General features: G+C 59.9%; 15 protein-coding genes. 13 read left to right on the forward strand and 2 right to left on the reverse strand.

Annotation, left to right across the window (positions count from 1 at the left end):
* Nucleotides 1-278: 278 nt before the first annotated feature.
* Nucleotides 279-914, reverse strand: coding sequence for a hypothetical protein (locus AC24GY_RS07430; RefSeq protein WP_487681624.1), 636 nt, complete (start codon nucleotides 912-914; stop codon nucleotides 279-281).
* 635 nt (nucleotides 915-1,549) lie between these two features.
* Here AC24GY_RS07430 and rsmH point away from each other — a divergent pair.
* From rsmH to murG, 10 genes are read left to right on the forward strand one after another with little or no spacing between them, the layout of a single operon-like run.
* A complete protein-coding gene (gene rsmH / locus AC24GY_RS07435) occupies nucleotides 1,550-2,482 on the forward strand; it encodes a 16S rRNA (cytosine(1402)-N(4))-methyltransferase RsmH (RefSeq protein ID WP_487681625.1) in 933 nt (310 codons plus the stop codon).
* Nucleotides 2,479-2,865, forward strand: coding sequence for a hypothetical protein (locus AC24GY_RS07440; RefSeq protein WP_487681627.1), 387 nt, complete (start codon nucleotides 2,479-2,481; stop codon nucleotides 2,863-2,865). Before rsmH ends, AC24GY_RS07440 begins: the two co-directional genes overlap by 4 nt.
* Nucleotides 2,862-4,724 (forward strand): peptidoglycan D,D-transpeptidase FtsI family protein, encoded by a 1,863-nt coding sequence (locus tag AC24GY_RS07445; RefSeq protein WP_487681629.1) that lies wholly within the window; start codon nucleotides 2,862-2,864, stop codon nucleotides 4,722-4,724. The genes AC24GY_RS07440 and AC24GY_RS07445 overlap by 4 nt, the downstream gene beginning before the upstream one ends.
* On the forward strand, nucleotides 4,721-6,304 hold the full coding sequence (locus AC24GY_RS07450) for a UDP-N-acetylmuramoyl-L-alanyl-D-glutamate--2,6-diaminopimelate ligase (protein ID WP_487681631.1): 1,584 nt from the start codon (nucleotides 4,721-4,723) through the stop codon (nucleotides 6,302-6,304). Before AC24GY_RS07445 ends, AC24GY_RS07450 begins: the two co-directional genes overlap by 4 nt.
* Nucleotides 6,301-7,665: a UDP-N-acetylmuramoyl-tripeptide--D-alanyl-D-alanine ligase gene (locus AC24GY_RS07455; RefSeq protein ID WP_487681633.1), complete on the forward strand. Its 1,365-nt coding sequence runs from the start codon at nucleotides 6,301-6,303 to the stop codon at nucleotides 7,663-7,665. The genes AC24GY_RS07450 and AC24GY_RS07455 overlap by 4 nt, the downstream gene beginning before the upstream one ends.
* Nucleotides 7,662-8,807 (forward strand): phospho-N-acetylmuramoyl-pentapeptide-transferase, encoded by a 1,146-nt coding sequence (mraY, locus tag AC24GY_RS07460; protein WP_422320460.1) that lies wholly within the window; start codon nucleotides 7,662-7,664, stop codon nucleotides 8,805-8,807. The genes AC24GY_RS07455 and mraY overlap by 4 nt, the downstream gene beginning before the upstream one ends.
* A gap of 5 nt (nucleotides 8,808-8,812) precedes the next feature.
* Nucleotides 8,813-10,117 carry a UDP-N-acetylmuramoyl-L-alanine--D-glutamate ligase gene (murD, locus tag AC24GY_RS07465; protein ID WP_487681635.1) on the forward strand — a complete coding sequence of 435 codons (1,305 nt, stop codon included), beginning with the start codon at nucleotides 8,813-8,815 and terminating at the stop codon, nucleotides 10,115-10,117.
* A 50-nt stretch (nucleotides 10,118-10,167) separates the two neighbouring features.
* Nucleotides 10,168-11,346, forward strand: a complete 1,179-nt coding sequence (locus AC24GY_RS07470; protein ID WP_487681637.1) for a LysM peptidoglycan-binding domain-containing protein — start codon at nucleotides 10,168-10,170, stop codon at nucleotides 11,344-11,346.
* An 18-nt stretch (nucleotides 11,347-11,364) separates the two neighbouring features.
* The gene (locus AC24GY_RS07475; protein ID WP_461525854.1) at nucleotides 11,365-12,525 is read left to right on the forward strand and encodes an FtsW/RodA/SpoVE family cell cycle protein; all 1,161 of its coding nucleotides are present in this window, start codon (nucleotides 11,365-11,367) and stop codon (nucleotides 12,523-12,525) included.
* A 14-nt stretch (nucleotides 12,526-12,539) separates the two neighbouring features.
* A complete protein-coding gene (gene murG / locus AC24GY_RS07480; RefSeq protein WP_487681639.1) occupies nucleotides 12,540-13,655 on the forward strand; it encodes an undecaprenyldiphospho-muramoylpentapeptide beta-N-acetylglucosaminyltransferase in 1,116 nt (371 codons plus the stop codon).
* Between the two features lie 11 nt (nucleotides 13,656-13,666).
* Here the strand turns inward: murG and AC24GY_RS07485 are convergent, their stop codons facing one another.
* Nucleotides 13,667-14,896, reverse strand: coding sequence for a PDDEXK nuclease domain-containing protein (locus AC24GY_RS07485; RefSeq protein ID WP_487681641.1), 1,230 nt, complete (start codon nucleotides 14,894-14,896; stop codon nucleotides 13,667-13,669).
* Between the two features lie 148 nt (nucleotides 14,897-15,044).
* On the opposite strand from AC24GY_RS07485, the gene AC24GY_RS07490 reads away from it, so the two are divergent.
* The 3 genes from AC24GY_RS07490 (at nucleotide 15,045) to AC24GY_RS07500 (ending at nucleotide 18,979) form a co-directional block, all read left to right on the forward strand.
* Nucleotides 15,045-16,163 carry an aldo/keto reductase gene (locus AC24GY_RS07490; RefSeq protein WP_422320454.1) on the forward strand — a complete coding sequence of 373 codons (1,119 nt, stop codon included), beginning with the start codon at nucleotides 15,045-15,047 and terminating at the stop codon, nucleotides 16,161-16,163.
* A gap of 47 nt (nucleotides 16,164-16,210) precedes the next feature.
* Nucleotides 16,211-17,815 (forward strand): L-aspartate oxidase, encoded by a 1,605-nt coding sequence (gene nadB / locus AC24GY_RS07495; RefSeq protein WP_487681644.1) that lies wholly within the window; start codon nucleotides 16,211-16,213, stop codon nucleotides 17,813-17,815.
* 210 nt (nucleotides 17,816-18,025) lie between these two features.
* Entirely contained in the window at nucleotides 18,026-18,979 is a 954-nt protein-coding gene (locus AC24GY_RS07500) for a hypothetical protein (RefSeq protein ID WP_422320452.1), read from the forward strand.
* Nucleotides 18,980-19,175: the final 196 nt, after the last annotated feature.

The raw sequence follows: 19,175 nt of genomic DNA on the forward strand, positions 1-19,175 counted from the left end.
GAGAGGCTGGCGCAGGGGCGGAGGTGGGGTGAAGCATTTTTAAACTATTCGTGCCGACACCAAGCTAATCCCCTCACCCCGGCCCTTTGACTTCGTCTATCTCCGCTGCGCTCCGGTTCCCCGAAGAAAAGGATTGGGTGTCGTCGTCTGACAGGGGCGGGGAGAGGGAGAACCGCTTTAGCTGCCCTCGATTTATCGGACACGAAAACACCTAAACGCTCTAACTTGAAACTCTGCTCTGTGATTGAGAACGAGGACGATTTTAGGAGCCGGTGGTGTCAGCGGATGATCAACTTAACGGCGCCCTGGCCCTGGCGGTCGTCGGCGGAGGAGACGAGGATTTGGGCGAGGTGGTGGCCGGTGCGCCAGGGGGCGCCGTTGATGGGCTTGACCTGGAGGAGGTAGGCGCCGGTGCCGACGTTGCGGAAGGAGGTGATGTTGTTGCTGAAGGGGGCCTGCTGGCCGGGGACTTCGAAGTACTCCATCAGGGTGAAGTGATCTTTGGTGAGATCGGTAACGGGCCAGCCGCTGCTGCTGACGAGGACGAGGATGTTGGCGGGATGGGAGTTGCCATTGGCGGCGGCACCGGCGGAGGCCTGGGCGGCGATGGTCAGGGCCACGGCACCGCCTGCGCCTGATTTCATGACCAGCTTGGAAGCGGGTGCGGGGGATGGGGCTGCGGGCTTCGGTTCGGGTGCTTCAAAGACGGGTTTGAAGACGGGGGCGGGCTCCGCTTTTTTGACGGGGGCTGCCGGCGCTGGCTTGTCGGCGGCCTTGGGTTTCACCACTTCTGCTTTCTTTTTGGCCGGGGCTGCTTTCTTCATCGGTACAGGCTTCTTTTTTGCCACGACCGGCTTTTTGGATGCGGCAGGCTTTTTAGCAGGTGCCTTCTTGGTAGCAGGTTTTTTAGCCATAGTGGTGCGTGGGTCAGAATTGTTTCAATTTCCGCGAGGCTAGCAATACCGCCGCCCCTCTGTCGAGATTCCTCTTGGGACGGAGATGTAAATATTAAGGCGTCGAAAAAAGTATGAGGTGGTTTTCAAGTGGGGCGGGTGAAGGCTGTTGTTGAGACACAACGATCCACTGGCCATTTCCATTTGAGGGTATCTCTAAAACCTCTAGTTGCTCGAATGAACAGTATTATCATCATTCTATAAGAAGATGAAAATTCTGAAAATAGACGATTGCCAAGAATGAGGTCTGTCGATTATAAGGACTGGTTAGAATTTTAGGTTTACGACTTTTCTGTCACGTTTCGAACAATCGACAGCATTGCCCTTCCGCTTCTTTGATGAACGCGCTCTCAACAACAGGTTTCCCTTTGTCGCGACTCTTCCCTCGGCCAGTCCGACGGGAGCGGTCGTTCGTGAGGGAATGGTTTGCTGGGATTTCCAGACTGATTGAATTTACTCAAGTGGGCGGATGGGCTTGGTTCGGTGCCACGGACGCCATGGATGACCTGATGCCTTGGGGGCGTGGCACGCTGGTGACACGCCAAGGCGCTGGGGGAGGGGGGGATGCACCAGAACCGACTCCATCTGAAGCCGCTGTGAGAAATCTGCCTTTTTACCATGCCCCTGTGCTGCTGGCTGAGGTGGTGGCCATGCTGCAGCCCGCCCCGGGTAAGCTTTTTTTCGATGGCACCTTGGGTGGCGGCGGACATTCCGAGGCGCTGCTCCAGCATGGAGCGCGAGTGGTGGCGATGGACCAGGATCAGAATGCGCTGAAACACGCGACGGAACGGCTGAAGCCTTATGCGGCCCAGTTTTGCGCCCTGCGCGGCAACTTCCGCTACTTCCCGCAGATCGTGGATGAGACCGGGGTCTCGGGTTTTGACGGGATGCTGGTCGATATCGGGGTTTCCAGCCATCAGCTTGATGATGCGGCACGCGGCTTCTCTTTCATGAGAGACGGCCCACTGGACCTGCGCATGGACACGGAATCGCCACGCACGGCTGCAGACCTGGTGAACACCGAGGATGAGGCGGAACTCATGCGCATCTTCTTTGAGTATGGCGAGGAGCCCAACGCCCGGCGCATTGCGCGGGCGATTGTCAAAGCGCGCACGGCGAAGCCCATTCGTACGACCTTCCAACTGGCTGAGATTGTTTCCATCGCGGCACCGAAGCGTGGGAAGCGGCATCCGGCGACGCTGGTGTTTCAGGCACTGCGCATCGCGGTGAATGATGAGCTGGCCGCTCTGCACGATTTTCTTGCCGCAGCGCCGCGCTGGCTGAAGCCCGGTGGCAGGCTGGCTGTTATTTCCTTTCACTCGCTGGAGGACCGCATCGTCAAACAGACGCTGCAGCACCTTTCAGCGCCGTTCATTGACCGGCCTGAGTGGCCGGAAGCACGCAAAAACCCGGACTGCGTGCTGAAACTTATCACGCGGAAGCCTGTGCAGGCGACGCCGCAAGAGATCGAACTGAACCCACGTGCGCGCAGCGCGGTGCTGCGCGTCGCCGAACGACTCCCCGAATGAAACCACGCCAGCGCAACCGCTACCGCAACAGCCTTGGTCTTTCCACGATCACGGCGATCTTGATTGTTGTCGCATCGCTCGCACTGGTGGGCCTGGGCATCGTGGTGAGCAAGAACCGGGTGCGTGCGATCGGTGAGGAGCAGCGCAAGGTGGAAGCCGAGATGCGCCTGCTGAATGCGGAGATTCTCGCTTTGAACAACCGCATTGAGACGATGCTGACACGCGACCGTGTGCAGCCGCGCCTCACCAATGCGGGGACCCTGCTGCGTCCGATCACGAAGCATGGAATTCTTCTTCTCAAACCCCTGCCTGAAACGCCGGCGAAAGCCGCTGCAACGGCTGCGGATCCATCTGTCGCCCAAATCATGCCCAAGGCCCCGTGAGTCAGCCCCTGCCAAATCAAATTCAGCTCCGCCGTGATCGTCCGGTGTGCCGCCGCATGCTGCTGCTGCTGTTTGTGCTGCTGGCGGGCTTTTCGCTGGTGACGTGGCGTCTTGCAGTCATCCAGATCAAGGAATCGCCGCGTCTGGTGGGACTGGCGGCGAGAAAGTATCAGCGGCACATCGTGCTGCCTGCGCATCGTGGTGCCATCAAGGATCTGAGCGGTGAATACCTGGCGCATGATGAAGATGTGCGTGAGCTGTACACGGACCGCACGCATCTGCGTGAGCTGATCACGGTGCGGCATCAGCTGGCGGCAATCCGCGGTGTGAAGGCCGTGGAGCTGCGTGCACAGCTGAGCGAGGCGGAAACGATTGCCGCCTACCATGAGCATGTGGCCAAGGTGCTGGCGGGCATCCTCCCGCAGTCCGAGAAGGAAATCCGCAGCCAGATTGACTCAGACAAACCGGAAGTTGTCCTCGCGAAACTGGTGGATGAAGATACGGCGAAGCAGTGGAGCAAGCTGTTCAAGGATGAGCATGTTTTCGGCATCTACACGCGCCCGACGGTGGCACGCCGTTTCCCGGCCCAGGATCGCCTGTCGCTGGTGCTGGGCGACACCGACGTCAACAACAAGGGGCGCTGGGGAGTCGAAAAGCTCATGGATGCCAAGCTCACCGGTATTCCCGGCGAGCAGTTGATCGAGCGTGACAAGTCGGGGCACGAACTTCCTTCTTATCGCACGCAAGTCATTGAACCACAAAACGGTAGCGATGCGCATCTCACCATCGACATGCAGCTACAGGACAACGTTGAGGCGATTTGTGAGCGGGCCTGGAAGGCCAACAAAGCCCGCCGGGTGGTGATCGTCGTGACCGAGCCGTCCACGGGCACCGTACTGGCCATGGCGGCGCGGCCACACCGTGATCTGAGCAACCCGGATGTCAGCACCTGGACCAACCACGTCATCGCAGGTTCTTATGAGCCGGGTTCCATTTTCAAGGTCGTCACTCTGGCGGCGGCACTGGACAACCGCAAAGTCAGCCCGGGGGAGATGATCGACTGCGGCAACATGCACTTTGAAGACCCGGTGAGGAAGGTGAAACTCAGTGATGACGAACCTTTGGGGATGCAAACTGTCAAGGGGGTGCTGGTCCATTCCAGCAACATTGGCATGTACAAAATCAGCAAACGTGTTGGACAGGACATGATGCTCGACTATGCCACAAGGTTTGGATTTGGTGCTCCCACCGGAATCGGACTCGTCGGCGAAGAAGCTGGCCGCCTTAATACCGGCAAGTGGAGCAACACCACCTATTCACGCATGCCTATTGGATATGAAGTATCAGTCACCCCGCTGCAGATGTGCATGGCCTATGGAGCCATTGCCAACGGCGGCGTGCTCATGAAACCGCGGCTCATCGACCGCATCGTCAAGCCGAACGGCGACACTGAAATCATGCCGCCGCAGCCTGTCTGGCAGGTTTGCACGGCAAAGACCGCCGCCACCCTGCGCGATTTCCTCGAAGGTGTCGTCACTGAAGGCACCGGCAAGCGCGCGGCGCTGCCTGAGGTGCGCGTTGGTGGTAAAACGGGCACCACCCGCCGCTACGATCCTGAGAAGAAACGCTACATCGACGGAACCTATTTGACCTCCTTTGTTGGAATGGCCCCGATCGACAACCCCAAGCTCGTTTGTCTCGTGATGCTCGACGACCCGAAAGCCGAAAGCTCCGCGATGGTGCGTGGCGGCCGCATCGCGGCGCCCATTTTTGCTGAAGTGGTGCGGGAGACGCTGGATCATCTGGCCATCCGCAACGAACGCCCCGTCAAGGTGGCAGCCAAAGGAGGCGTTCAATGATACTTCGCGACATTATTCCCTATCTCGACAAGCCGGCGGTTTCCGGCAGTCTCGACACTGACATCACCGGCTTCGCGTACGACTCGCGTCTGGTTGGTCCGGGCATTGCCTTCGTCGCCATTCGTGGCACGCATGTGGATGGTCACGCCTTCATTGGCAAGGCGATCGAACTCGGTGCTGCGGCGATCATTGCCGAGCAGGCTCCGGCGGATGACTGCACGGTGCCGTGGGTGCATGTGCGGCAGTCGCGCATCGCTCTTGCGCAGGCTGCTGCGACGCTGAACGGCTTCCCGGCCAAAGGGCTCACCATTGCCGGGATCACTGGCACGAATGGCAAGACCACCACGGCGTTTCTGCTGCACCATCTGTTCAATTCTGCGCAGATGCGCAGCGGATTGCTGGGCACGGTGTTTTATGACCTCGGTGACGGTGAGCACGTGCCTGCCTCACACACCACGCCGGAATCCCTCGAAATTCAGGGATTGCTGGCAGGCATGCGTGGCAACGGCTGCCGCGCCTGCGTCATGGAAGTGTCCTCCCACGCGCTGGATCAGGACCGCATCTATGGCCTGCCGTTTGCGGCCGCCATTTTCACCAACCTGACGCAGGACCATCTGGACTACCACGGTACGATGGAGAAGTACTTCGAGGCCAAGGTGAAGCTGTTTCAGATCACCGCGGATTCATCGAAGCGCTCGGCCCTGATCATCAACGGTGACGACTCCTGGGGTCGCAAACTTGTGCAGCGTTTTGAGCACACCGGCCGCGTCGTTCGTTTCGGCTTCGGGGTCGGTTGTGAGTTTCGGGCGATCAATGTGCGCTACGATATGAGCGGCACGACGTTCGAACTCGAAGCGAAAGGCCGCAGCTTTCTGGTGCGCCTGCCGCTCATTGGCGACTTCAACGTTTACAATGCACTCGGCGCGCTCGCCGCGGCCCAGGGCGTCGGCTTGAACCTGCGTGAAGCCATCAAGAGCCTGCAAAACGCACCGCAGGTGCCGGGACGCATGGAACGAGTGTCTGAAAATTCACGCTTCCATGTCTTCGTTGATTATGCGCATACGCCGGACGGTCTGGAGAACGCGCTACGCACCGCGCGCGCGCTACGTCCGCGCCGTCTGATCACGGTGTTTGGCTGCGGAGGAGACCGGGACCGCTCCAAGCGTGCGAAGATGGCCGCCGCTGCAGAAGCTGGCAGCGACATCTGCGTGCTCACCTCCGACAATCCGCGCACCGAAGATCCGCAGCAGATTTTGGACGATGCCAAGGCTGGCTTCGCCCGTCCGCAAAAACACGCCATCATCATGGACCGCCGTGAGGCCATCCAGACGGCGATGAAGAATGCGTGGGACGGAGATCTGGTGCTCATCGCCGGCAAGGGGCATGAGGACTATCAGGACATTCAGGGTAAAAAGCATCCGTTCGATGATCGCAAAATCGCCCGCTACTTCCTTCACCAGCTCAAAGCTGAACGTGCTGCTGAGCGCGAAGAAAAAGAGGCTGAACGCGAGGCCATGCGTGGCGGGTTTGACCGACCCGACCGCCCCGGACCTGACCGACCTGACAGATTCAATCGATGATTCCCATTTCACTCCAGACGCTAGCCCAATTCGCCGCAGGGACCCTGCGTGGTGATGGTGCGCGTCTAGTGACGAATGTGAACACCGATTCGCGGAAAATCACCGCCGGCGAGGTGTTCGTGGCGCTGGTGGGCGACAAGTTTGATGCGCATGATTTCATTCCGCAGGTGGCTGCGGCTGGTGCGGCGGCCGTGGTGGTCAGCAAAGTCAATCCGGCCTGGGGCACGCTGCCGTGCGCGGTGATCGAGGTGGGTGACACCCTGCTGGCCTTGCAGGACATGGCGCGTTCGTATCGCGACCATCATGCTCCGTTGATCATCGGCCTGACAGGCAGCAACGGCAAAACTTCGACCAAGGACCTAACGGCCGTGATCATGGCGCGCAAATGCCAGACGCGTGCGACCTTTGGCAATCTGAACAATCACATCGGCCTGCCGCTGACCCTGCTCTCTCTGCGCGAAGGCGACCAGTGCTGCGTGACTGAGATGGGCATGAACCATGCGGGTGAAATCAAAGTGCTCACCGACATTGCCAAACCGGATGCGGGGATCATCACGAACGTCGGCATGGCCCACATCGAATTCATGGGCACGCAGGACGCGATCGCCTGGGAAAAGGGCACGCTGGCAGCGAATGTGCGCGCCGGCGGCGTGGTGGTGCTGAATGCGAATGACAAGTACAGCGAGGTCATCGCGCGTCACTGCCAGGGCAGTGTCTCGATGGCGGGTGTGGGATGCGGCGATGTGGCGGCCACCCATCTGCGCGCGGATGCGACCGGCACGACCTTCACGCTCGACTTTGGCGGTGAGAAGGTGGAAACGCGTCTGCCGATTCTCGGCGAGCACATGGTGGGCAATGCCGCGCTGGCCGCCTGCATGGGCTGGAGGCAGGGCATTGCGCCGGCGGACATCGCGGATGCATTGAACCAGGCGAAGCTCACCGGCGGGCGTGTGGAGCCGAAGGTGGTGAATGGCATCCAGTTCATTGATGATTCCTACAATGCGAACCCAGACAGCATGATCGCCGGGCTGCGCACGCTGAGCACGCTGGGTTCTTTTGGCAGCCGCCGTGTGGCGGTGCTGGGCCGCATGGGTGAGCTGGGGCCGATTGCGGAAGCGGAACATCGCCGAGTGGGCGAGTTTGCCGGTTCGCTCAAGCTGGACGCCGTGTTCAGCGTGGGCGGCAACGAAGCCGCATGGATCACCGAAGCCTCGAAAGCGGTGCCCTCCGAACATTTTTCCGATCAAGCCTCTTGTGCCGCACGTCTGCGTGAGTGGTTGCGCGAAGGAGACGTGGTGCTGCTGAAAGGCAGCCGCTCCGCGCGCATGGAACAGGTCCTCACGCATTTTTCCGCCTCATGATGTACTGGCTTTACGAACTCAGGGAATGGCTCTTCGCTCATCAATGGATCAGCGATGACGCCGCTCTGTACAAGATTCTCAATCTCTTCAAGTACCACACGTTCCGTGCCGGTGGCGCTGCAGTCACGGCGTTTGCGCTTTCGCTGATGTATGGGGACCGCCTGATCCGGAAATTGATCTCGTTGAAGATGGGCCAGCCAATCCGCACCGCGGAGGAAGTGCACAAGCTGCATGAACTGCACGGCAAGAAGGCGGGGACGCCGACGATGGGCGGCCTGCTCATTCTCTCGGCGATTGTGATTTCGACGCTGATGTGGGCGAAGTGGGACAACATCATGGTGTGGACAGTGCTGTTCACCACCATTGGTCTCGGTGCCCTGGGCTTCCGGGATGACTACCTCAAGATCAGCAAGAAGAACTCCAAGGGCGTCAGCGCCCGGACCAAGCTCATCTGGCAGACCTCGGTGGCGGTGGTGGCGGGGCTGCTGTTTGCCTATGCGGTGCCGGGAGACAACGGCATCACGCTGCGCGCGCTTTACATTCCGTTTGTGAAGGATGCGGTGATTCCGGACATGCACCTTTTTGCCGTGGCATTTTTTGCCGTCATCATCGTTGGGGCTTCGAATGCGGTGAACCTCACGGACGGCCTGGACGGGCTAGCCACCGGGTGCTCGATCACCACCTCGCTGGCGTATGCCGCGTTTGGCTACATCTGCGGCAACGCGAAGTATTCTGAATACCTCGGCGTGGCGCACAACAGCCTGGCCAATGAACTGCCCATCGTGGCGATGGCGATGGCGGGCGCCTGCCTCGGCTTCCTTTGGTTCAATGCGCATCCGGCCAAGATGTTCATGGGAGACACGGGTTCGCTGGCGTTGGGCGGCTGCATTGCGGCGCTGGCCATCGGGTGCAAGCAGGAGATCGTGCTGGCACTCGTGGGCGGTGTGTTCGTGATGGAGGCGATGAGCGTCATTCTGCAGGTCTGGAGCTTCAAGAAGCGCGGCAAGCGCATCTTCCGCATGGCTCCGATTCATCATCATTTTGAACTGGGCGGCTGGCATGAGAACCAGGTCATTGTGCGCTTTTGGGTGCTCTCGCTTCTCTTCGCCATGCTCGGTCTTGCCACGCTCAAGCTTCGATAATTTTCATGCGCTTCGCCTCACAACATTTTGCCATTCTCGGTGCTGGACGCAGCGGCCTCGGAGCCGCACGTCTGGCGCGCCTGCATGGCGCGGAGGTGACGATTTTTGACGAGGGAGACAAGGCGAAGCCGGTCGAGGATTTCCACTGTGTGCTCGGCCAGGCAGCGCGTGATCTTGTGGTCAAGCCCGGTGATTTCCAGCAGGTCATCATCAGCCCCGGGCTGGATGAACACTGGCCTTTGCCGAAAAAGTTCACGGATGCAGGCGTGCCGCTGGTGGGTGAAACGGAGTTTGCCTTTCACCTGACCGACATGCCGCTGGTGGCGATCACCGGCACGAACGGCAAGAGCACCTGCACGGAGCTGATTGCGACGCTGTTCAACGGCTGTGGCATGAAATCGCTGCCCTGCGGCAATCATGGGGTGTCCTTGAGTGAAGTCGTCGCCAGCGGCGTACGTTACGATGTGCTCGCGCTTGAGATCAGCAGCTTCCAGCTTGAGACGATCCGTGACTTCCGTGCAAAGGCCAGCCTGTGGCTCAACTTTGCACCGGATCATCTGGATCGTTATCCGAACATGGAGGCATACTTTGCCGCGAAGGCGCGTGTGTTTGAAAACGTCACGGCGGACGATGTGGCCATCGTACGCGCGGGTGAGAGTGTGTCGTCCGGCGCAGCGCAGCGCTGGACCTTTTCGGCCTATGGTGCGGAGGCGGGCTATACCTACAGTGCCGGAAGCTTTTATCATCTGGGCGAGGAGATCGGCAGCGCCAGCGGATTGAAACTGCGTGGCAAACACAACATGGAGAACGTGCTCGCCGCACTGATGACCGGGCGGGTGTTTGGTCTGCAGTATTCCAGCATGCTGAAGGCGATGGAGAGCTACGAGCCGCCAAGGCACCGCTGCGAACTGGTGCGCACGCTCCACGACCGCGAATACATCAATGACTCCAAGGCGACCAACCTGCATGCACTGGAAGCCTGCCTGCGTTCGCAGGAGCGCCCGATCGTGCTGATCGCCGGCGGCAAGGACAAGGAACTGGACTACACGCCCCTGCGCGCGGAGCTGAATGGCCAGGTGCGTGCGATGGTACTGATCGGCGAGATCGCCGAGCAGCTGAAGCAAACCTTTGGCGATCTGCTGCCCTGCCAGTGCGCCGCCGACATGGCGGACGCGGTGCGTCTGGCCACGGAAGTTTCGCAGGCGGGGGATGCGATCATCCTCAGCCCCGGCACCTCCTCTTTTGACATGTACACCGGCTATGCCCAGCGCGGTGATGTTTTTCGTGAGGCCGTGAACGCCTTGAATTGAATTTAAAGACCCCGAATCCCGACAATCCCAGACCCCAAGGTCCTATGAAGATGAAACCCAAGCCCAAAGAAACCAAGCTGCTGCTGAACCTGATGGACGGCGAGCGGCACCGCCACCGTGTGGCGCTCGTGACGGAAGAGGGTGAATGGAACCAGCATGAGCCGAACTCAGGCATGGCGCGCATGTTTGTGGTCATGCTGCTGATCCACGTCGTGCTCATCGGCGGCATCATCATCTATGATTTCATGGGTGATGACGCGAAGCCGCAGCAGACGGTGACGCAGGCTGCACGTGCGGTGAGCACTGGCAACGGACTGCCCATGGCCTCCCCGGAAGTCGTCACTGCGCAGGCGCAGGCGGCGGCGGACACGGAGCAGTTTGACAACTACGAGATGCGGTCGGGTGACTCCATCAAGTCCATCGCGGCCAAGTTTGGCTCCACGGAAGCGGAGATCACACGGCTGAACCTGATCGACAAGGGAATCCAGATTGGCCCGGGAACGATGCTGCGCGTGCCGAAGCAGGCCGTACCGAGCGCGATCCCCGTGAATCCGAAGACGCTGAAGCCGATGGCGATCGTGGAAGATGTGCCGAAGGCCGTCCCTGTGGTCCGCGACCAGCCGCCGGCGACGAAAGTCCCCAGCGAGGCCGTGAAGCCGTCTGAGGCACCTGCCAGTCTGTCCGCGGCCACCATGACGCCTATTTCGCTGGTGGCTCCGAACGAAGCGCCGCCTGCGACGGTCTCGCTCGTGGCACAAGCAGACACACCGGCCACGGCATCTGCACCGCCTGCCAGTGCTGCCGTCGCGCTGCCACCGCCTACCAAGCCGAATGTTGTTTCACTGCTGCAGGAAAACGCACCGAAGGTGGAAGCTGTGAGGCCGCGGGACCGGGATCGTGATGAACCCAAGCCCGTGGCGAAAGCAGAAGCCAAGCCGCTGGCGAAGCCAAACCCCGTGCCGCCGCCCACGCAGATGCTGAAAAAGATCGCCGAGGCACCTCCGGCAACGAAGAAGGCCGAGCCGACCAAGAAAGTGGCGGCTGACGCTCCGCCCAAAACGGTGGCCAAGACATCCGCTGGCCGCACGCACACGCTCAAGTCAGGCGAGACGCTTTACCGTTTGTCCACGAAGTATGGAGTCTCGGTGGCCGCGATTCAGAAGGCGAACAACATCAAGAATCCCAACTCCATGCGTGACGGGATGAAGCTGGTGATCCCTGCGAAGTAAATTCTCGTTTCCGGCTTCATGGCCAAATATTCCATCCTCCTGTTCCTGCTTGCGGCGCTGTCATTGATCGCGCTGGGCATCACCATGCTGGCGAGCACGACGTTTCAGGTCGCGCATGAGGGCGGGGAGGATTACGTGACCCTGTGGCGGCAGCTCGGCTGGCTGGGTGCTGCGACGGTGGTGTGCGTGATCATGGCCGTGGTGGATTACAACGTGTGGATGCGGTGGCGCTGGCATATTCTGATCGCCGCTGCGGTGCTGCTGGCGCTGTGCTACGTGCCGATGATCGGGGTGAAAATCAATGGATCGAGGCGCTGGATCGGGCTGCAGGCCCTGGGCGTGGGCGGGTTTCGTGTGCAGCCGTCTGAATTTGCGAAGATCGCGTTGATCATCGCCCTGGCGGGGTGGTTTGGGATGCATCAGGAGCTGACGCGCACTTTTTGGCGTGGTTTTGTGCTGCCGGGCCTGATTTTGCTGGGCATCGTGGCCCTGATCGGCTGCGAATTTGACCTTGGCAGCGCCTTGCTGGCCTCGGCGGTGGGCCTTGGCGTGATGTTCGTGGCGGGCACCAAGATGCGCTACCTGGCGATCATCGTCGTTCTTTGCGGCGGCGGCCTCGCGGCGGGGGTCAAGTTCCTGCCGAACCGGTTTGAGCGAATCATGGTCACCTTTGACCTCGAAAACCACAAGGAGGACCTGGGTTTGCAGCAGTGGGTGTCCAAGCTGGCGTTTGGGTCCGGCGGGCTGGAAGGGCGCGGCCTGGGAGAGGGGCGCATGAAGCTCTCCTACTTGCCTGAAGCGCACACGGACTTCATTTTCCCGATGGTGGGAGAGGAGCTGGGACTGCGCGGTACGGCGGCCGTGGTACTGGCTTTTGCGGTGCTGGTGATGGCAGGAATGGTCGTTTCCGCGTACGCGCCGAACCGGTTTGGCAAGCTTTTAGGTGCCGGACTGACATTTTTGCTGGGAATGGAAGCGCTCTTGAACATGGGCGTGACCACTGCTTTGCTGCCGAACAAGGGATTGCCGCTGCCTTTCGTAAGTTACGGAGGGTCCAGTCTCGTTGCCGCGATGGTCGCGGTCGGCATCCTGATCAACATCCACCGCCAGGGCGTTCATCTGACCTGGGATCAGCTTCCCGTGATCCGCAGAAAGCGCCGCTGGACTCCACAGCTTTAGCCTTTTGAATCTTAGTGAAACAGAAAAATTCGAAGTCCATCCACGTGCTTATCGCGTGTGGTGGCACCGGGGGGCATTTGTTCCCTGGGATAGCCGTTGGTGAGGTGCTTGCCTCCCGAGGTCACGACGTGACTTTGCTGATCAGCGAAAAGAAGATCGACACCCTGGCCGCCTCGGGGCACCCGGAGCTGCGGTTTGAGAAGATGCCGTTTCTGGCGATGCCGAAACCGTGGTCGCCGAAGATGTTTGGCTTCCTCAAGGGGCTCTGGAAGGGGACGAAGGCCTGCCGGAAGATCATCCGCGACCATGATGTGGACGTGGTGCTGGGCATGGGCGGGTTCACGTCCTTTGCGCCGCTGTATGCCGGGCGCAAAGAGGGCTGCCACACGCTGATTCACGAAAGCAACGCCATCCCCGGAAAGGCGAACCGACTCAATGCACGCTACAGCGACATCGTGCTGTGCGGCCTCGAAGCCTGCAAGGAGCACTTCCCGAAGCTTGGGGATGTGCGCGTGGTGGGGACGCCGATCCGCAGCAGCATGCGCAAGGCGAACAACGACGACCCGCGAGCCTTCTTCAAGCTGGACAAGGACAGGCGCACGCTGCTTGTCATGGGCGGCAGCCAGGGCGCGCGCGGAGTGAACCGTGCCGTGGGCATGGCGCTGGAAGAGTTTGAGAGAATGGGCATCCAGGTGCTGCACATCGCCGGACCGACCGATTACGAAGAGGTGAGGGACGTTTACGCCAAGATTCCGATGCTCAAGCAGCACGTGGCCGCCTTCTGCCATCGCATGGATCTGGCCTATCGCGCGGCGGATTTGGCCATTGCACGATCGGGGGCCTCATCGATGTCTGAGCTGGCCTACTTCGGCGTGCCGAGCCTGCTGGTACCGTATCCGCATGCCGCCGAGGATCATCAGACCCGCAATGCGGAGATTTTTGACAAGGCGGGGGCAGCCAGACTGATACGTGAGAGTGAGTTGAACGCCGACACTTTGGCTGATGCCGTGCGCAGCATCATCAATGACCCGCGCAAGGCGGGTGAGATGAAGAAGGCGGCGCTGAAGCTTGCGGTGAAGAATTCGGCCGAGAAGATCGCGGATCTGCTGGTGAAGACGGCGGCGGGGTGAGGGGCTGACGGTTATTTGGTCACGGCGGCGCTCCACTCATCGAGCTTTTGCTTCAGCAGTTCTTTGGACGGCAGGTAGAGGTTGTACTCCTTGGCGTGGATGTTCGCGCCTTGGGGGAGGGTAAGTTCGATGACCGTCTTTTTGGCGGACTTGCAGAGGAGGAGGCCGATGGTGGAGTTTTCATCGGGGAGCTTCACCTCGCGGTCGTAGTAGTTTACGTACATCTGCATCTGGCCGAGGTCTTGATGCGTGAGTTTGTCGAGCTTGAGGTCGATGATGACGTAGCAGCGGAGGAGGCGGTTGTAGAAGACGAGATCGACGAAATAGTGGTCTTCATCGAAGGTGAAGCGTTTCTGGCGGGCCTCGAAGAGGAAGCCTTTGCCGAGTTCGAGAAGGAAGTGTTCGAGGCGGTCGATGATGGCCTGTTCGAGGTCGTTCTCGGAGTAGCTGGCTTTGTCATCGAGGCCGAGGAATTCGAGGACGAGCGGTTCCTTCAGGAGATCCTCAGGCCGGACGATGACCTGGCCTTCGCGGGAGAGCTTGCGGATGCCTTCCTTGTCGCGGCTGAGGGCGAGGCGTTCGTAAAGGCAGGAGGCTTTCTGGCGCTTGAGTTCGGGGACGGACCAGCCGGCGTTGGTGGCCTCGATTTCGTAGAAGCTGCGTTCGTCGGGGTCTTTGACGGTGAGGAGGACTTGATAGTGGGTCCAGCTCAGGGTGAAGGGAGATTTCCGAATGGGCTGCTCGGAAATTGATGTGTCTGCCAATTTGCCAATAGGCTGCTGGCGAATCTTTTTTGATACTGATTTCCCAGACACTGTCTGGGGAATTTGTAGGGCATCCAACATCACAATTGGCTGCTGCGAAATCTCGGCATCTACCAATTTGCCAATAGGCTGTTGGCAAATCTTTGGGACACGGTCTTCCCAAATCAGGAAAAATGAGCGCATGTTCTGAAGATTTGACCGCGAGAAGCCACGCCCAAACTCCTCCGTCAGGCGTGTGGATAGCTCCTTTAGCAGCTCTGAGCCATAGGCTGCACGCTTGGCACCTTTTTGCTCGTGTTCGACGATGCGGCGGCCGATTTCGAAGTTGGTCATCACCTGGAAGGTGTCCACGATGGTGGACACGCCGCGGCGGGCGCTCTGGATGAGCTGCCGGACTTCGGTGAGGAGAGGGGTGAGGCTGGCTGGCTTCGCCTGGGCCGGGGCGCTGGTTTTGCGATTGGCGGACGGCTTTTTCATGAGGCGGAGTAGGTGGACTCTGGCGAGGTGTCGCAGCTGGCTAATTTTGTCAAATCATGGGCGTTGGTGGTTTCAGGGATGATCCGTGTTTGAAACAGAGGGCGGAATCGTTATGTATCCTCCCCCTCAAACCCCAACCTGACCCTTTATGAATCTGACACGAACAGCCTACGGCACCTGGAGCGGCGGACGCTTCATGCACTACGGAGAACAGCTCTCCGAGGAGCATTACATGCAGCTCATGCGCGATTCATTTGAGAAAGGCGTGCGCACGTTTGTCACGGCAGATGTGTATGGCGTGGGCCGTGCGGATGCATTGCTGGGCGAGGCGTTGAAGGGCATCCCGCGTGAGGAATACTGCCTCGTGGGCATCGTGGGTCATGACATTTATGAGGGCATCCGGCAGGGGTCGCGTGGCTACCCGCGTTTCACGGATCCGACGCTGCGCGGGCCGGAGAAGTATTATGATTATCTGAAGATGGCGACGGAGAAGAGCCTGGAGCGCTGCCAGACTTCGAAGTTTGACCTGCTCATGCTGCACAACCCGGACAGCATCAGCTACACGAGCGAGAAGGTGTGGGATGCGTTTACGGCGCTCAAAACGGACGGCCTGACGGACCGCCTGGGCATCGCACCTGGGCCGGCGAATGGTTTCACGCTGGACATGATCGAGTGCTTTGAGCGTTTTGGGGATCGCATGGACTGGGCGATGATCATTTTGAATCCCTTGGAGCCCTGGCCGGGCCAGCATGTGCTGGGAGCTGCAGCGAAGAACAATGTGGATATTTTGGCGCGGGTGGTGGATTACGGCGGTCTGTTTCACGATGACGTGAAGCCGGGCCACAAATTCCGTGATGGGGACCACCGTACGCACCGTCCGGGCGACTGGATTGAACATGGGATCGAGAAGCTTGAAAAAGTGCGTCCGATTGCGGAGAAGCATGGCTTGTCCATGCTGCAGCTCGCCTGTTTGTGGACCTTGGGCAACACGGCGGTGAAGAGCGTGGTGCCGACCCTGATCCAGGAGCACGGTGAAGGTGCCCGCACGATTGAGAGCAAGCTGGATGATCTTGCCGCATTGCCGGAGCAGTGCCTGTCCACTGAGGAGATCGAAACGATCCGTCAGATCGGTGACAACACCGGCTGCATGGCGCTCAAGGGAGCCAGCCACCGTCATGAAGGCCAGGAGCCGCGTGCCGATGAATGGCCGTTGCGCCCGGATCTGCTGGACCTCGCGACGCGCTGGAGTTTGGGAACAAGCTGGTAGTACGTTTGCATGTTGGCGGTTCCGCGACGAAAGAGTCACCACAATTCATGATTGAGGCAGACTTTATCATCGTCGGAACCGGGGCAGGCGGACTGGTCTCGGCCTTGCATGCCTCCGAGCATGGCAAGGTGGTCATGATCACCAAGCGCGGTGCGCTGGACTCGAACTCGAACTGGGCGCAGGGCGGCATCGCCTGTGTGACGGCGGAGAATGACTCCATCGAGAAGCATGTGAGCGACACGCTCATCGCCGGGGCAGGCTTGTGCAAAGAGGCCGCTGTGCGCACGATCGTGAGCGAAGGGCCGGCGCGCATCGCCGATCTGGTGAAGTGGGGCGTGCATTTTGACCAGCGTGAGGCGGTGGACGGGCATCTGGAGTTTGACCTGACCCGGGAAGGCGGTCATACCGCGCGCCGTGTGCTGCATGCGGCGGATGCCACCGGACGGGAGATCACGGAGAAGCTGCTCGCAGCCGTGCGTGTCAATCCGAACATCACGATCTACGAAAACCATTACGCCATCGACATCCTGACGACGGCGAAGCTGGGCCTCGTCTCTGAGGACCGTGTGCTCGGGCTTTATGTGCTGGATGAGACCAGCGGGGAAGTACACACCTTCCGCTCGGATCGAGTCATCCTTGCCACCGGCGGGTGTGGGCGTGTGTATTTGTACACCACGAATCCCATGGTGGCGACGGGTGATGGTGTGGCCATGGCCTGGCGCGCCGGGGCCACGATTTCGGACATGGAGTTCATCCAGTTTCATCCGACCTGCCTGTACCATCCGCAGAAGCGTTCTTTCCTCATCAGCGAGGCGATGCGGGGTGAAGGAGCGCGTTTGATCGGCAAAGACGGGCAGGAGTTCATGCAGCGCTACGACCCGCGTGGCTCGCTGGCACCGCGTGACATTGTGGCGCGTGCGATCGACCATGAGATCAAGAAGACCGGCGGCCCCTGTGTCTATCTCGACATCAGTCATCGGCCGCCTGAATTCATTGCGAGCCACTTTCCGAACATTCAGAAGGCCTGTATGGATGTTGGCATCGACATCACCAAGGAGCCGATTCCGGTGGTGCCTGCCGCTCATTATCAATGTGGTGGCGTGCTGACGGACGTGAACGGGGCCACCAGCATCCGGGGGCTCTGCGCCGTGGGCGAGGTGGGCTGCACCGGGCTGCATGGGGCGAACCGGCTGGCGAGCAATTCGCTGCTGGAGTGCTGCGTCACCGCGCAGCGTGCCGTGGCGTATTTGATCAAAAAGATCCCGCAGGGAAAAGTCGCCGAGCAAAGCTACGAACTCCGCCCCTGGCAGACCAGCGGGGTGGTGGAAAATGACGAACTCGTGGTGATCTACCACAACTGGGATGAAATCCGGCGTTTGATGTGGGATTACGTCTCCATCGTGCGCACGAACAAGCGTCTGCAGCGTGCGGCGGCGCGTCTGCGCAACCTCAAGCGGGAGGTGCAGGAGTTTTACTGGAACAACCACGTCACCAGCGAAATCTTGGAACTGCGCAACCTGGTGGAAACGGCGTCCCTCATCGTGGAATGCGCCATCCGCCGACACGAAAGCCGGGGACTGCATTACACGCTGGACTATCCGCAGACGGATGACACGCGGGCCCCGCAGGACTCCACGTTGCGCCGTTATTGAAATTATTGCTGCCGCTCCCGCTTTGGTCCGATGGCGGGCAAGTCGCTGGTTTTGAACAGCGCAGGGCCTGATCTGTCCATGATTTAGCGCGGTTGTTTGGTGGATTGAGATTCGCTTTCCCCACCTGGCAGCTGCGCCTTACATGGTGAATTACAGATTGCAGTTTACCATGGTAAGCTGCTACAATTCTCGCAATTAGGTTCCACCCCCATGCTCGCTGAACGCTCACTCAGTTCATTCGTCGTCGTCGCGTCACTCGTGGCGGCGGTGTCGGCGTTTGGTCAGGGGGCGTCCTCGGTTTCAGCCACAGGAGCTGCTGCGGCGTTGAAAAAGGCGGGGACTGCTCCGACTGCCCAAAGCAAATCCGCCGCGCCTGCGCAGACTCAATCATCGCCTCCACGCAACATTTCCGCGACGGTGCCCAGTTTCAGCTCGTCGATGCCGCATCTGGGATACGCGCGCTATCCGTGGAAGCTGGACATCGTGGCCACGGTGTTCTGGGTGGGGGAGCAGCCGACGGAAAACAATCCCACGCCCAACGACAAAAGCTCCTGGGACACGCAGTGGATGCAAAACTTCGGCGGCTATGATGATCCCGATCCGACGAAGCGGACGGACAATTACACGCCCGTAGGATTCACGCCGAAGCAGAACCCGTTTTATGTGGCGCTGCCGTACAATGACTGCATTGATTACAATTCGCACAAGCCCGAGGCCTCCCGAGTGATCCCGTGGTTCAAGCAGAAGTTTGTGCGGTCCGGCAAAACGGTGCTGAAAGGGCAGTGGATCGCGATTCGCTACGGCAACCGCGTCTGCTACGCGCAGTGGGAGGACTGCGGCCCCTTTGTGACGGATGACCATGATTACGTTTTCGGCAATGCACGCCCCAAGAACACAAGCAACCGCGGTGCGGGGATCGACATCTCGCCTGGAGTGCGTGACTACCTTGGCATCTCCAGCAGCGGGCGCTGCGACTGGCGTTTTGTGGATGTGAGTGAAGTGCCCGCCGGTCCGTGGCGGAACCTTGGCAGCAACAATCATTTCGTGACGCAGCAGAAGGTCGAAAAGGCACGTGAGCACACGGAAATTTCCTCCCGGCTGGAGGAGCTGCGCCGCATGCGTGACGCTTACTTCCAGCAGAATGGGAGCGGGGCTGCGCGGTGAGTTTTGATGCGAAGTGTTTGGGGTGATGGATGAGTGGAAACTCAGGCCATCGTACGGGCACAAAACGAATCCCCTCACCCTTATCTTTGACTTCGTCTATCTCCGCTTCGCTACGGTTCCCCAAAGAAGGTCTTGGGCATTGCAATATCGTCGGTGGGGAGAGCGGATTCGCTCAATGTCCTCACGATGTTATGCA

It is taken from the genome of Prosthecobacter sp. Pr1 (assembly GCF_057652315.1).